Here is a 15607-nt window from a genome sequence, read left to right as displayed (position 1 = left end):
TATTATATAACATAATATTATAAGGATTAGGGAGAAACATATATGAACAGACTACTTAGGACGATTATAGAAAATAATAGAAAGTGGATAGGGGAAGGAAAGGTTGCTTCATATATTCCCGAACTTTCTAAAATGAATAAAAACTTATTAGGCATTTCTGTATGTACCTTAGGGGGAGAGGAATATTGGGAAGGAGATGCTGAAGTCAAATTTACAATTCAAAGTATATCAAAAATAGTAACCTTAATGTTAGCTATAATAGACAATGGAGAGGATTATGTTTTTTCAAAGGTAGGAATGGAACCTACAGAAACAGCTTTTAATTCTATAGTAAATTTAGAAGCAAAAGAATCTCAGAAACCTATAAATCCAATGATAAATGCCGGTGCTATAGTTGTAGCTTCTATGGTAGCTGGAAAAGATTCTGATGAAAAGGTTGAAAGAATTTTAAAGTTTACTAGAAAAATAAGTGGTAACAATAACATTGATATAAATCTAAATGTATATGAGTCTGAAAAAGAAACGGGACACAGAAACAGAGCACTTGCTTACTTTATGAAAAGTACAGGAGCCCTTGAGGGGAATGTAGAAGAAGTTTTAGATGTATATTTTAAACAATGTTCCATAGAAATTACTTGTAAAGATTTAGCTAGAATAGGAGTTATGTTGGCCAATGATGGTGTATCTCCTTATACTGGTGATAGAATAGTTCCAAGGTATGTGGCTAGAATTGTAAAAACTATAATGGTGACCTGTGGTATGTACGATGCATCAGGAAATTTTGCTGTACATATTGGAATACCTGCTAAAAGTGGAGTTGGAGGAGGCATACTTGCCTGTGCTCCAAGAAGAATGGGTATAGGAGTTCTAGGTACAGCTTTAGATGAAAAAGGTAATAGTATAGCTGGAATTAAGATATTAGAAGAGCTTTCAAAGCAATTAGATTTAAGTATTTTTTAAAAGAGAAGAATATTTAAATTTGAAATAATACTAGATAAAAAATAATAAAATATTTATTAGGCTTAAAAAATTTTACAATAAAGTAAGGGGATTTTAAAATTTTATTTAGGAGGCAATAAGTGGCATACAATATTGTAGATTTAATAGATAGAGCTATAGATACAGGGAATAAGGTTATTGAAATATATATTGATATGAATAAAGAATATGATGATATTAATTCTTTCAAAATATTTTCCAAGATATTTATGAAATATGAAAAGGAAAAGATAGATTATTATCATTCATTAAAAATCAGGCTAAATAAAGAAAAAATAAAAGAAATAGATTTATATATATATGATAAGATATCTTCTTTAATTGCTCAGTTTAATAATAAAATCTCAACAAATTGTTATAAAGATAAAACCATAAAAGAATTTATAGAATGTGTATTAAATATGAATAAGGATATAAGAGCACTATTTATAGATATAAGAGGTAGAATGATACAAAAAAATGGAGATGGGGATAGTTATGAATATAAAATATTAACGGATATTATAAAAATGGAAGAAAAATATATAAAGGATCTAGAAAGAGTATATAAAAAATAAGGGGTTTATCATTAAATATAAATTTATTTAGTGATAAATCCATTTAATCTTACTATGTAGAAATTTATAAAATTTCTCATTTATAGATTCTTATACAATATTTTGAATTTCATTATCTTATGGCATTTTTAGGACAAATATTTATACATTTTCCACATTGGATACAATCAGGATGCTCAATTGGATTTCCTTTATAATCATAAGGAACTATACCCATAGGGCAAGTTGTTTTGCAAAGTTTACAAGAAATACAACTTGAAGATACAGTTAATTTTTTTCTATCCTCTTTAAAATAAGATATTAGAGATGCAATACTTCCCATAGGACAAAAGTTACACCACGTTCTATTATTATAGAAAAAACTTAATATAATACCTATAAAGGTTGTAACTACAATCATTCTATAAAAAACCATACCTATACCTACAGCATTTCCCCAGTTTTTATATATTCCACTTCCAAACATATAAAACATAAATATAATAACAGATGTTCTGAAAAGTTTAGATTTAAGAAATTTAGGAACCTTATTTTTTCTACTAAAATTAATTAGAACATTGTCAAAGAAACTACCTCTTGGACATATATTTCCACACCAAAACCTTCCTTTACCTAAAATGGCTAAGAAAATAGGACCTAGCATACAAATAATAGCTGTCAAAGCTATTGTAGGATTAAACATACCTGCTATTATAAAAAATATAAGAATAATATAACTATATTTTTTCAAAAAACTAAAAAAAGAAAATTTCATTTAATCACCTCATAAAAAATAATAATATACCCATATGGGGTATGCAAAGATTTTAATATATTACAAAAACTATGTCAATAGAATATATTAGAAAAACAGTCTAAATATAACAAAATATAAGCTTAAACTTAGTTTTATTTTTCAACTGAGTAGCATTTCATATTAAATCAGTACTTTTTAAGGAATTCACATCAAGTTTTAACTCTGTGTAAGAATCATAGAGTTTGGTTCTCTATTTAAAGGAAATGATATCTTTTTGCTTCGGTGAGTAAGGAAATTACATAACTCTAGTTATTATTAAAATTGGTTTGGTACTTAAGATTAGGTTTCTTTGATTAATAGAGAGTAGTATAATTTTTAGATAATTAATAGATAAAAAAATAACATAATTTATTGATTATATTGTTGAATTTTAATAATTTAATATAAAATATAAACAATAAATAATACAAGTTAAACAATAGACTTTTCCTATAACATATTAAAATTTCATATGATATATAACTTTTTAATAAATAATAAGTTTTTTTAAACAAGAGTAAACTGTTGATATATATGATGAATAAGAGGATTGCTTTTTTGCTATTTTAATCATATTTTATTGCAAATTGTTTTAAATAATATGCTAAACATAATTAATATAATATTATTTAGATAATATGTTGAAATTATACTTATAGTATGTTAATATAATAACAAGGATATTGTTAATAATATAACAAATAGCTTTCATCTAAATTTCAATATTATTATATAAAGAGGTGTATATAAGATGGAAAAATTAAAAGTTTTAGTTCCAGTGGATTCATCTGAAAGAAGCAATTATTCTTTAAATTTATTAAAAAATATGTTTGATAAAAAACAGGTGGAAGTTACTTTAATAAATGTTAAAGAAGTTCAAGTAAATAATATTTTTTTAATTCAACAACAAATTAACAAACTTAAAAGTAAAAGTGAAAAGGTTATGGAGGAAGCAAAACAAAAGATTAAAAATATTGGATATGAATATGAAATGTATTCATGTTTTGGGATACCAGCGGATAAAATAGTAGAAAAAGCAGAAAAAGATAATTTTGATATGATAGTTATGGCTAAATCTAATAGAAAAGGCTTAGAAAAAATGAAGGGTTCTGTGACTACCAAAGTAGTTAAAACTTCTGAAGTGCCAGTAATTGTTGTTTAAAATAAATTAAGCTCTTATTTTTTAAACTATTAAAATAAAAACATTATGAAATTAGTTTTAAACTAATTTCATAATGTTTTTTAATTTAAAACAAAATTTTAAATTAAAACCTATATATTAAAAATATGATAATTAATTCGATATTATATGTATAAATTACTAGGAAAATAATTTATATATAATTAGGAGGTGGGATATGAAACTCAGAAAAAAACTTGTACTGTCTTTTTCAATAATACTTTTTTTATTTTGTATAATTATGTTTTCAACGGTTTATATTACAGTTAATAACATGGCAAATAAAAGTTTTTTGAAAAATATAAAAGATAATGCTAATTTAGGATACTCTTATTTAGATTCAAAGTATCCTGGTAAATGGAATATAAAAGGAGATAAACTTTATAAAGGAGAAGAATTAATTAATAATAATTTTTATGTGGTTGATAACATAAAAGAACAAACAAGAAGCTTAGTAACTATATTTATGAAGGACACTAGAGTATCTACAAATGTAATTAGTAGTGATGGAAAAAGAGCTGTAGGAACTAAGGCTTCAAAAGAGGTATTAGAAAAGGTTTTAGATAAAGGTGAGGAGTTCCAGGGTACTGCGAAGGTAGCTGGCAAGGATGTTTTAACTTACTATAAACCTATAAAAGATTCTAATTCTAAAATTATAGGTATGTGGTTTATAGGGGTAGAAAAAGAAGCTATTAAAAAAGAAGTTTGGAAAATATTAAGTTACATTCTTTTGATTATATTAATTGTATTAATTATAGGAATAATATTATTTAATTTTATAGGTAATAGCATAGTCAAAAATATATATTCCTTTAATGAATATCTTAAAAATATGTCTCAGGGAGATTTTAATAAGGAGTTAAATGCTAAATATTTAAAACTAAAAGATGAATTAGGGCAAATGTTTAATAATTTAGAATATATGCAAATAGCCATAAAGGATATATTAAAGGAAGTAATTAGTGATTCAAAAGATTCTATAAAGTCTAATGAAGATGTATTTATACTTATAGACAAATTATCATCAAATGTAGAGCAAGTTACATCAACTACAGAAGAAATATCCGCGGCAATGGAGGAGACCGCAGCTTCAGCAGAAGAAATAAACGCTACAGCTAATGAAATAGAAAAGTCTATAGAAGTAATAGCTAATAAAATAGGAGAAACCTATAAAAAATCTGATGATATAAGCAATAAAGCAAATAAATTAAAAAAAGATGCTGAAAACTCTAGGAAAGAAGCCTTTAATTTGTATAAAACTAATGAAAAAGAATTAAGTGAAGCTATAGAAAAATCAAAATCAGTAGAAAAAATTAATGTATTGTCAGAAGCAATACTTAAAATAACAGAACAAACTAATCTGTTAGCTTTAAATGCTGCTATTGAAGCTGCTAGAGCAGGGGAAGCAGGAAAAGGATTTTCAGTAGTAGCAGAGGAAATAAGAAAACTGGCAGAAGAATCTAATAATACAGCTAATGAAATTCAAGAGATTACAAAAATTGTAGTTAGCGCAGTAGAAAATTTAGCAAACAATTCTAATAAGATATTGACATTTATAGATGGAAAAGTAGTAAAAGACTATGAGAATTTAGTTACAATAGGTGAAATGTATAGTAGTGATGCAGAATACTATAAGGTTGTATCTGAAAATATAAGTTCAACTACAGAAGAAGTCTTAGCCTCTATGAAAAACGTTATAGAATCTATAGATAGTGTAACTATAGCCGCTAATGAAGCAGCAGATGGTACAAGTAATATAGCTAAAAGTGCAAATGATATATTGGAAGAAAGCAACAATGTTAAATGTAAGTCAGAAGAATCTATGTCTAATTCCGAAAAATTAATAAACTCAATTTCTAAATTTAAAATATAAAAATTAAAAAGCTATGTATTTGTAATATGGGGTTACAAATATATAGCTTTTTAATAGCTAAATTTTAAAATTAATAAATTATTTAGTTTCTTTATACTTATTTTCAGTTTTTTCTTTTATGTTTTCATAAAAATCATTAGAATCTTCTTTAACATCCTCATAAAGATCCTTTGGGCATTACTTTAAATCCTCATAAAAATCCCTAGAATCTTCCATAGTTTCCTTTAGAGTTTCTTGGAATTCATTTTTACCTTCTTCATATATGTTATTTATATCTTCGCCAGTTATATTTAGTTTTCCTTCTGTTTTTTCAGATTTATCTTTTAAATTTTCTTTAATATTCTTTCCTTTATCTCTTATTTTATTTTTGAGGTTATCCCCTTCATTTTTTATGTTATGAATTTTGTTTTTAAAAGCTTTATTATACTCCATTTTTTCAAAATTATTTTTTTTACGTTTGTTGTTAAGTTTTTTAGCTATAAATACAGAACTTGCTACAGCTATTGTAGCACCTAGAATTTTACCTATAGTATTCTTATTTCTTTTCATAATGTAACCTCCTTAAAAATATATAAATTGAAAAATTTATATAATTGTATATTTATATTATGTATGTTTTTAAAATAAATACTTTTATAATACAATTATAACAATTAGAACAGAAATTTTTTATGTAGGGGGCAAAATATTAAGAATTAAAAATTATTGAAATAGGTGTATAATATTAATAATTAAGTAAAAAATAAAATACAGATAATTTAAAAAAAATGAATATATACTAATGGATAATAATTGTTTATTATTATACCATAAAAAACATATTTAAAAAACAGCTTTAAAATAAATAATTTTAAAATATATTGCATATAAAATTTATTTATGCTATTCTATAGAAGGTGATTTAATAAGATAAAAACTAGGTTCTTCTTTTTTAAGAAGTATAGATTTTTGTTTATTAAATTAAAATAATTTTTCTTAAAAAAGGAGAGATATACAAATGGCAGATAAGAATATCACATGTAAAGATTGCGGAAAAGAATTTGTTTTCACAGAAGGAGAACAAGAATTCTACAAAGAAAAGGGATTCGAAAACGAACCACAAAGATGCCCAGATTGTAGAAGAGCTAGAAAACAAGCTAGAAACAACAACAGATCTTTTAGATAATTAGAAAAGATTTTTTATTGGCTGTTGATTATATGTCAACAGCCATTTTTAATTAACAACCAGAAAGGAACATTATATGGAAAATAAAAACTTTGAAAATTTAAACTTAAATGAAGATGTACTAAAAGCTATACAACATATGGGATTTGAAACTCCATCTGCAATACAAGAAAAATCAATTCCAGTAGTATTAGAAGGAGCAGATGTTATAGCTCAAGCTCAAACAGGAACAGGCAAAACTTTAGCTTTTGGAGCTCCTGTAATAAGCACTTTATGTGACGAAGGAAAGAAAAAAGGCGTAAAAGCTTTAGTATTAACGCCTACAAGAGAATTAGCCCTTCAAATAAAGGATGAGTTAAAGAGATTATCTAAATATAGTAAAACAAAGGTACTTCCTGTTTATGGAGGAGAGTCTATAGAAAGACAAATAAAAGATATTAAAAGTGGAGTAGATATAGTGGTTGGGACTCCGGGAAGAGTATTAGACCATATTAATAGAAGAACTTTAAAACTTGGAGGTATTGATTTCCTAGTTTTAGACGAAGCAGATGAAATGCTTAATATGGGATTTATAGAAGATATAGAAACTATAATGGCAAGTACTCCTGAAGAAAAACAAACTATGCTTTTTTCAGCTACAATGCCAGCACCCATTAAAAAATTAGCTTTAAACTACATGAAAAAAGATGTAGAGCATATAGCTATATTAAAAAAATCTTTAACAGTAGATAAAATAGCACAACATTATTTTGCAGTGAAAAATAAGGATAAACTAGAAGCTATATGTAGGATAATAGATTCAGAAGAACCAGAAAGTGCTATAATATTTTGTAGAACAAAAAGAGGCGTTGATGAATTAGTTGAAGCTATGCAATCAAAGGGATACAATGTAGAAGGTATGCATGGAGACATGAGCCAAAATCAAAGAATAAATACTTTGAAAAAATTTAAAAAAGCTACCTTAAACTTTTTAGTTGCAACAGATGTAGCGGCTAGAGGTATAGACGTAGAAAATATATCTCATGTAATAAATTATGATATACCTCAAGATGCGGAATCCTATGTTCACAGAATAGGAAGAACAGGAAGAGCTGATAAAGAAGGAACAGCCTATTCTTTAGTTACCCCTAGAGAAGTATCTTCTATTAGACAAATAGAAAGAATAATTAAGAGCAAAATCACCAAAAAAGAATTACCTACTTTAGAGGATATATTAGAAAAGAAATACGATAATTTATTAAATGATATAACTTCTAAAATAGAAGAAAACAAATATGAAAAATTTATGCCAATGGTAAAAACTTTAGAACAAAACTTTGATTTATCTGAAGTGTCAGCAGCTTTAATGGAAATGTTATTTAGTAAAGAAATGAGCTTTGACTATACAAATGATAAATTAGAGGCAGAAGTGCCAGTAAGATTATTCTTAAGTGTAGGAAGAAAAGATAGTATAAATGTAAAAAGCTTATTAACATTTATTCAAGATGAAGCTTCTGTAAGAAATCATGAAATTGGAGATATAGACATATTAGATAAATTTACTTTTATGGATGTATCATCAAACACTGCAGAAAAAATAATAAATAAATGCTCAGGTAAAAAATTAAATAGAAGAAAAGTTAATATCGAGATAGCTAAAAGTAAAAAATAAATTATTTTAATTTTAGTTGTTTAAAGGGGAATTACTAGAGAATTTAGAAGCTAAGAGGTGAATTTTATTTGTTTCTTAGCTTTTGTTATTTTTTGATATAATAAAGTCATATATTGCTATAAATCCTAATCTACTATACTAACAAATCTAAACTCATTTTATTGAAATATCCTAAAAATTCCGAATTCACTATAGCTCAAACATGAGATTTTCTTAAAGACTCTTTGAATAAAATAAATTAAGAATTGTTAAGTTTGTTTAAATAACATTTTACATAATATATAAGTTTTTTATTTATAATGAAAAATTAAAAGAGAATAATTTAATTAATAATACTAATACTAAAAAATAGAGTAATCCTAAATAACTAATATAACAAAAATTTAGGAGGTATATGTTTAAATGAATACTAAACTTAAAAGATCTATTTATTTACTCTTATTTTTAACTTTAATTTTTAGTGGATTCATTGCATTTAACTATAAAGTTAAGGCTGATAAGAAAGAAGATATAAGTGATAAGAAAGAAATTTATTTAACTTTCGATGATGGTCCTAGTGATAAAACTACAGAAGATATACTTGATGTGCTGAAAGAAAATGACGTAAAAGCTACTTTTTTTATAATAGGAAAATATATTGAGGGTAGAGAGGATGTTCTAAAAAAAATAGTTAAAGAAGGGCATAGTTTAGGTTTACACACATATAGTCATAATTATAAGACTATCTATCAAAATAACAAAGTTTTTATAGATGAAATGTTAAAATGCCAAAATGAAATTTATAAGGCCACAGAAGTTAAAACTAATATAATTAGATTTCCTGGGGGAAGTGTAAAAAGGTTAGATGAAGAATTTAAACAGGAATTAGAAGAGAAAGGTTTTAAAATATACGACTGGAATATGGCATTAACAGATGGTATAAATCCTAAGGCACCTGTAAGTAAATTTTATAAAGAGGGAACTAAAAGAAAAAAACCATTATCTAAAATTATATTACTCATGCATTGTGATCATTTAAATAAAAATACCTGTAGAGCTTTACCAGATATAATTAATTTTTATAAAAATCAAGGCTATGAATTTAAAATTATTGATAAGAGTACTCCAGAATTCATATTTCCTTATAAAAAATAGAAATGTTTAGGTTTATCCATGTTTTATTTTTTGCAATTAATATTAATATGTATACTCAAGGTGTTAAAAATAAATTTATTATGGATTCTAAATAATTATTTAAAAATACTTTTAGAAATTGATATAATTTCTAAAAGTATTTTTTATGTACACCTAGTAGTGAGAGGAATTTGGAGGTGAAATTCTATTTTGAATCTAGTAGTGAAAGATCCATAAGGGAAATCGTAAGAATAGTTTTAGCACTAAGTAGAAAAAAATAATCTCTATTTTAAATGTATGGATACAATTGAGGTGTTGCTAATCTTATGAAATAATGATATTGATTAATTTGAAAATGCATAAAAGGGGGATATATTTATGGAAAAGAGACATGAATTAAACAAAAATTTAGCTCAAATGCTTAAGGGTGGAGTTATAATGGATGTTGTGAACCCAGAGCAAGCAAAAATTGCAGAAGAAGCTGGGGCTGTAGCTGTTATGGCATTAGAAAGGGTTCCATCAGACATTAGAAAACAAGGGGGAGTAGCTAGAACTTCCGATCCTAAGATGATAAAAGAAATAATAAATGCAGTTTCAATACCGGTTATGGCAAAGGTTAGAATAGGTCATTTTGTAGAAGCTCAAATATTAGAAGCTATAGGAGTAGATTATATAGATGAAAGTGAAGTTTTAACACCAGCAGATGATTTGTTCCATATAAATAAAAAAGATTTTAAAGTTCCTTTTGTTTGTGGCGCAAGAAATTTGGGAGAAGCTTTAAGAAGAATAGGAGAAGGAGCTTCTATGATAAGAACTAAAGGGGAAGCAGGTACAGGAAATGTAGTGGAAGCGGTAAGACATATGAGAACTATAAGCTCAGAAATGAGAAAACTGCAACTTACGCCAAAAGAAGAGTTAATGACTGCAGCTAAAGAAATGGGAGCACCATTTAATTTAGTAGAATATGTGGCAGAAAAGGGTAAACTTCCAGTAATAAATTTTGCAGCAGGTGGTATAGCAACACCAGCAGATGCAGCTTTAATGATGCAGTTAGGGTGTGATGGAATATTCGTAGGTTCTGGAATATTTAAATCAGATAATCCAGAAAAAAGAGCAAAAGCTATAGTTAAAGCAACAGCTTATTTTAAAGATCCAGAGGTTTTAGCTAAGGTTTCAGAGAACTTAGGAGGAGCAATGTCAGGTTTAGAAATTAGTAAGCTAGAAACAGAATTTGCTGAAAGAGGCTGGTAAAATGATAAAAGTAGGGGTGTTAGACTTACAGGGCTCTGTGGCGGAACATATGAAAATATTAGAAAAAATAGAGAATGTAGAGCCTGTTAGAGTGAAGTATAAAGAGGATTTAGATGATATTCAAGGAATAATATTACCAGGGGGAGAAAGTACAACATTAGGTAAGCTTTTAAAAGATTTTAATATATATGATACGTTAAAAGAAAAAATAGAAAAGGGCTTGCCAGTTTGGGGAACCTGTGCAGGTATGATATTATTAGCAAAAGATATACAAGGACAAAAAGAGTCATACTTTAAAGTTATTGATATAAAAGTGAAGAGAAATGCCTATGGTAGTCAATTAAATAGTTTTTCTATAGAAGAAATGTTAGAAGATATAGATAAAGAACCTGTAGAATTGGTGTTTATAAGAGCACCTTATATAACAACCGTTGGTTCTAATGTAACTATATTAAAAAGGGTAAGAAAGAATATAGTTGCGGCGAAAGAGAAAAATGTTTTAGTAACATCTTTTCATCCAGAACTTACAGAGGATACAAGATTTCATAAATATTTTATAGATAAATTTATAAAAAATAAATAAAGTATTTTTTATACTTATTAGTATGTATTTTAAATAAATATAATTATATAAAATAAACTTATTTAAATATAAAAAACTCTTTTTAAGTGTGTACATCAAATATGCAACTTAAAAAGAGTTTCTTACTTGGAAAATTCCATAGCAATTTCAATAAAATTATTATAGAATGCATAATTAATTATAAATAATTGAAAAAAATTACCAAAAGATGTATAATATAAATATGATTTGGAATTTTATTCAAATGGAGGGTGTGCATTATGCTAGACAGGGGATTTATACAAAATGGATACGTTTATAATGAATACGGGGATAGAATGTATTTTATAGAAGATATTTATATTTATAATTTAAATAATATGCTTTGCGAATTTTATATTAAAGATAATTTAATTTGTGAAATGGAAGGCTCAGGGAAATACTGGTTAAATAATAACTCTATATATTTTTTAGGTAAACAAGCTATATAATAAAAGAACATGTTAAAAGAAAAATATTAAAGGATTTCTAATTCTAGATATGGTAGAATGCTTTACATTAAGTTTACTAGAATTTATAAAGTATAAAAGCACTATGAAAATTTATTATTTAAATAAATTTTCATAGTGTTTTTTAGTAGAAATTTATTTAAATAATTATTTAAATAAATAGGTATTTTATGAATAATATAATTAAATTTGGTGATTCTGCACATAATATATGATAAGTATATACAAATCATATAAGAAAGGATAAAAAATGAGAGATAAATTAGATGATAAAATAAAACCTATTTTAGATAAACTTAATGCTCCGGATAAATTTAATGTAAAAAAAATAAATTTAGGTAAAGGAAACAATATAAAAATAGCATTAGTTTATGATAAGGATTTAATAGATAGAAATATAATAAGTGATTACATATTAAAACCATTAATGCTTCATGTGGAGGAAAGTTTTACAGGTAAAGAAAATATTACAGAAATTTTAATGGAAAAATATATATGTGTAGATGATACTATTTTAAAAACAGATAATGAAGAAATAACAGATCTTATAAAGAAGGGATCTACAGCAGTCTTTGTTCCTAATAGTGAAAATACTATAATTATTAACACTGTTAAAAAAGATTATAAACCTATACTTCCACCAGAAATAGAGACTTCTATAAGAGGGCCTAAGGAGGCTTTTACAGAAAGTATAGAAAGTAATTTATCTGTAATTAATAGAAGAATAAAAGACAAAAATTTAAGAATTGAAAGGTTTATAGTTGGAGAAAGATCACAAACAGAAGTAGCAATTATATATATAGAGGATATAGCAGATGAGAAATTAGTAAATAAGATAATGGAAAGAGTAAATTTAATAAAAGTAGATCATATAAAAAACGCAGGGTATATAGAGGAATATATAGAAAATAATTCCTATACTGTATTTCCCCAGTCTTTTACTACAGAAAGACCAGATGTAATGGCAGTTAATATCATGGAGGGGAAAATAGGCATATTAATGGAAGGATCTCAGCAAGGGATAACTTTACCAGCTATTTTTATAGAATTTTTTCAAACTGTAGAAGATTATAACCAAAAATTCATGTTATCCACAGTTATAAGATTTTTTAGAGTAATAGCTGTAGTTTTAGTATTAAGTTTAACCTCTATATATTTAACTCTCGTAAAATTCAATGTGGAATTACTGCCAGATAAATTGTTGCAACCTATTGTTCAATCTAGGGTTGGGATTGCTTTCAGTCCAGTAATGGAGATAGTTTCAATGGAACTTATAATAGAATTTTTAAGAGAAGGAGGATTAAGATTACCTTCAAAGATAGGGCAAACTTTAAGCGTAGTTGGTGGTATTATAATTGGAGATGCGGCTATAAAATCTCATTTTGTAAGTTCTACCACCCTTTTAATGGTAGGTATTTCTACGGTGGCTACCTTTCTTATTCCAAATTTTGAAATGTCGTTGGCCATTAGGATATTAAAATTTCCTATATTGTTTCTTACTAATGCCTTAGGAATAATAGGAGTTTCCATAGGGTGGTTTTTTATATTGGTTGAATTATGTTCTTTAGATAGTATGGGGGTTCCATATCTTCAGTTTAAGAAATCTGATATGAAGGATACATTTATGAGAGCTCCTTTATGGAAAATGAATAAAAGACCAAAGGCTATACCAAATAAAAATCCTGTACGGCAAAAGGATTTTAGAAAAAAATTTAGGGGAAATGATAATGGAAAATAATAGAAATGATGTTTTAACTACGAGTCAAACTATGGTTATGATAGCGGGATCTATGATAGGGATAGGAATATTATCTCTTCCAGCTAATTTAACTAAGGTAGCTCACAATGATGGTTGGATCGGAGTAATTATAGGAAGCTTATATCCCTTTTATATGGTGTTTTGTGCCCTTATAATATTTAAAGATAATTCTTACAAAAATACTAATATAATAGAAATAAGTAAAGCATATTTTGGAAAGTTTTTTGGAAACTTGCTAGGACTTATATTCACTATTCAATTTTTAGCTTATATAATCATTACTGCTGCTAATATAAGCAATATGTTAAGAGTTTATTTAATTTTATTTTTAGAGCAATATAAATTAGCAATTCCAATACTATTAATTTCAGTATACACTGCTTCTAAGGGAATAAGAGCCTTAGGAAGAATAAATGAGGTTATTTTTTATGCATCCATTCCACTAATATTATTAACTGTATTGGCATTAAAACAAGGAAATATATTAAATATTAAACCTATATTGGGTACTCCTATTTCCACTATTTTAAAAGCTAGTATAGAACCTATATATTCTTTTGTAGGCATAGAGATTATTTTTTTAATAGTTCCCTTAATGAAGGATAAAACTAAGATAAAGAGCTCATTTTTAGAAGCCACTGCAATTATAGTTTTTTTGTATATATGGTTAAGTTTTGTATCTATATATTATTTAGGAGCAGATGTAGCAAAAAATTTATATTGGCCTACGTTATCTATTGCAGAAACAATTTCTATACCAGGCATAAGTAATTTTAAATTTGTATTTATGTTTTTATGGAGCAGTATAATTTTTAAAACTATAGCTAATCAGAATTATTTTTTTTATTATTCACTTTCTAGTATATTTAAAAAAATAAATTCCACCATTTTGTATATGATAGTATTTTTGTTTGCTACTATAATTGTTAGTAGGTTAGATAGTTTTATATTCCTTAAAAAAATTAATGAAGGTGTTAGTATATTTTATTTAGTATTCAATTTAATTTTTATAACTATCATAACTATTATAACCCTTATAAAGAATGGAGGAAAAAATGAAACAACTAGTACAAAAACTAATGAAAAGTTTAGAGAAGAATAGAATTAATATAATAATTATTATAATAATTACTTTAAATATATATTATTATAATCCCAATATAAAATATGCAGAGGAATTAGACATACCCGCTGGAATAGGTTATGATTTTCAAACCAAAATAGATGATATAAGATATTATAAAATACCTATAAGTACATATATTTTTAATTCAAATGGTACTACTACAAGTACTGTACACGAAGGAAAAGGAGAAACTCTCTTAAAAACTCGCCAATATAGACAAAGAAAATCTAATAGAAAATTCTTATTGGGTAATGAAAAAGTTTATTTAATTAGCGAAAAATCTGCTTATGATGGAATAAATGAAATTACTAATCTTTTGTTTTTTAATCCTTTAGCTAATTCGCAGGCAATTTCATTAGTTTGTGCTGGAAACCCAAAAGATATGTTAAATTATAAAATACAGGGATATCCTAATTCTGCAGATTACATATATGGATTGATTCAAAATTCACCACAATATAATTTTTTTCCTGTGAAAGCCTATACTACTAATGCAAATTATTACCATATGAAAACAGAGGGAAAAAGTTTAGTCCTTCCTTATATAGAAGCAACAAAGGATGGGATAGAAATCACAGGAATGGCACTTTTTAAGGGAGATAAAATGGAAAGAAAAATAGATGTAAATGAAATGCAAGTGCTAAATAGGCTAAGAGAAGACAAAACTAAAGGAATTATTAGTATTGAAAAAAATTATAAAAACTTTGCAGAAATGGACTGTTATATAAAAAGAAAGGTAGAATGTTATAAAGAAAAGGGTAAATATAGATTTGTAATAAAACTAGATATAAAAGGAGATATGATTAACTGTAAGTCTTGTAAGGATGAATTATGCAATCAAGAAGGAAAAGACGTTGTAGTAAAAAAATTTGAACAAAAAATATATAAAGAGTCTTATAAATTTATTAATAAAATGCAAAATGAATACAAGGTAGATGTTTTAAACCTAGGTAGTGTGGCAGCGGCTAAATATGGTAGAAACACTGGAGTAAATTGGGATGATGTGGTAAGTAATTCAGAAATAGAATTAGACATAAATATGAGACTAATTCGTGGGGTTAGAGGAACTTTCTAATTAATTAGTTTC

Annotated in this window: 15 protein-coding genes; 13 read left to right on the top strand and 2 right to left on the bottom strand. The window is 26.1% G+C overall.

The features are described from left to right. Positions 1 to 42: 42 nt before the first annotated feature. Positions 43 to 960 (top strand): glutaminase A, encoded by a 918-nt coding sequence (gene glsA, locus ACYUDJ_RS16080; protein ID WP_003484226.1) that lies wholly within the window; start codon positions 43 to 45, stop codon positions 958 to 960. Between the two features lie 119 nt (positions 961 to 1079). Beyond that, complete coding sequence (locus tag ACYUDJ_RS16075) at positions 1080 to 1556, top strand: hypothetical protein (protein ID WP_003484228.1); 477 nt, start codon at positions 1080 to 1082, stop codon at positions 1554 to 1556. A 112-nt stretch (positions 1557 to 1668) separates the two neighbouring features. On the opposite strand, the gene ACYUDJ_RS16070 is transcribed toward ACYUDJ_RS16075, so the two are convergent. Beyond that, on the bottom strand, positions 1669 to 2310 hold the full coding sequence (locus tag ACYUDJ_RS16070; RefSeq protein WP_003484230.1) for a 4Fe-4S binding protein: 642 nt from the start codon (positions 2308 to 2310) through the stop codon (positions 1669 to 1671). Between the two features lie 772 nt (positions 2311 to 3082). Here ACYUDJ_RS16070 and ACYUDJ_RS16065 point away from each other — a divergent pair. Further along, positions 3083 to 3493, top strand: coding sequence for a universal stress protein (locus ACYUDJ_RS16065; RefSeq protein WP_003484232.1), 411 nt, complete (start codon positions 3083 to 3085; stop codon positions 3491 to 3493). Between the two features lie 196 nt (positions 3494 to 3689). Continuing rightward, on the top strand, positions 3690 to 5384 hold the full coding sequence (locus ACYUDJ_RS16060; protein WP_042384486.1) for a methyl-accepting chemotaxis protein: 1695 nt from the start codon (positions 3690 to 3692) through the stop codon (positions 5382 to 5384). A gap of 177 nt (positions 5385 to 5561) precedes the next feature. Here ACYUDJ_RS16060 and ACYUDJ_RS16055 read toward each other — a convergent pair whose 3' ends face one another. Then, positions 5562 to 5933 (bottom strand): hypothetical protein, encoded by a 372-nt coding sequence (locus tag ACYUDJ_RS16055; RefSeq protein WP_003484235.1) that lies wholly within the window; start codon positions 5931 to 5933, stop codon positions 5562 to 5564. Positions 5934 to 6381: 448 nt separating this feature from the next. On the opposite strand from ACYUDJ_RS16055, the gene ACYUDJ_RS16050 reads away from it, so the two are divergent. The 9 genes from ACYUDJ_RS16050 to ACYUDJ_RS16010 all read left to right on the top strand — a co-directional run bounded on the left by ACYUDJ_RS16050 (position 6382) and on the right by ACYUDJ_RS16010 (position 15595). Next, positions 6382 to 6549 (top strand): zinc-ribbon domain-containing protein, encoded by a 168-nt coding sequence (locus tag ACYUDJ_RS16050; RefSeq protein WP_003359149.1) that lies wholly within the window; start codon positions 6382 to 6384, stop codon positions 6547 to 6549. Between the two features lie 76 nt (positions 6550 to 6625). Next, positions 6626 to 8200, top strand: a complete 1575-nt coding sequence (locus tag ACYUDJ_RS16045) for a DEAD/DEAH box helicase (protein ID WP_003484237.1) — start codon at positions 6626 to 6628, stop codon at positions 8198 to 8200. 402 nt (positions 8201 to 8602) lie between these two features. Continuing rightward, on the top strand, positions 8603 to 9334 hold the full coding sequence (locus ACYUDJ_RS16040) for a polysaccharide deacetylase family protein (RefSeq protein WP_003484238.1): 732 nt from the start codon (positions 8603 to 8605) through the stop codon (positions 9332 to 9334). 357 nt (positions 9335 to 9691) lie between these two features. Continuing rightward, a complete protein-coding gene (gene pdxS, locus ACYUDJ_RS16035; protein ID WP_003484240.1) occupies positions 9692 to 10564 on the top strand; it encodes a pyridoxal 5'-phosphate synthase lyase subunit PdxS in 873 nt (290 codons plus the stop codon). A gap of 4 nt (positions 10565 to 10568) precedes the next feature. Continuing rightward, positions 10569 to 11147, top strand: coding sequence for a pyridoxal 5'-phosphate synthase glutaminase subunit PdxT (gene pdxT / locus ACYUDJ_RS16030; protein WP_172953399.1), 579 nt, complete (start codon positions 10569 to 10571; stop codon positions 11145 to 11147). A gap of 260 nt (positions 11148 to 11407) precedes the next feature. After that, the gene (locus ACYUDJ_RS16025; RefSeq protein ID WP_003484243.1) at positions 11408 to 11617 is read left to right on the top strand and encodes a hypothetical protein; all 210 of its coding nucleotides are present in this window, start codon (positions 11408 to 11410) and stop codon (positions 11615 to 11617) included. A 268-nt stretch (positions 11618 to 11885) separates the two neighbouring features. After that, a complete protein-coding gene (locus ACYUDJ_RS16020; RefSeq protein ID WP_003484246.1) occupies positions 11886 to 13373 on the top strand; it encodes a spore germination protein in 1488 nt (495 codons plus the stop codon). Continuing rightward, positions 13363 to 14496: an endospore germination permease gene (locus tag ACYUDJ_RS16015; RefSeq protein WP_042384490.1), complete on the top strand. Its 1134-nt coding sequence runs from the start codon at positions 13363 to 13365 to the stop codon at positions 14494 to 14496. The genes ACYUDJ_RS16020 and ACYUDJ_RS16015 overlap by 11 nt, the downstream gene beginning before the upstream one ends. Beyond that, entirely contained in the window at positions 14450 to 15595 is a 1146-nt protein-coding gene (locus tag ACYUDJ_RS16010; protein ID WP_052303000.1) for a Ger(x)C family spore germination C-terminal domain-containing protein, read from the top strand. The genes ACYUDJ_RS16015 and ACYUDJ_RS16010 overlap by 47 nt, the downstream gene beginning before the upstream one ends. The last annotated feature ends 12 nt before the right edge of the window (positions 15596 to 15607 follow it).

It is taken from the genome of Clostridium sp. CTA-6 (assembly GCF_054768115.1).
Note: the sequence above shows the minus strand (reverse complement) of the source record. Positions and strands in the feature narration are given on the sequence as shown.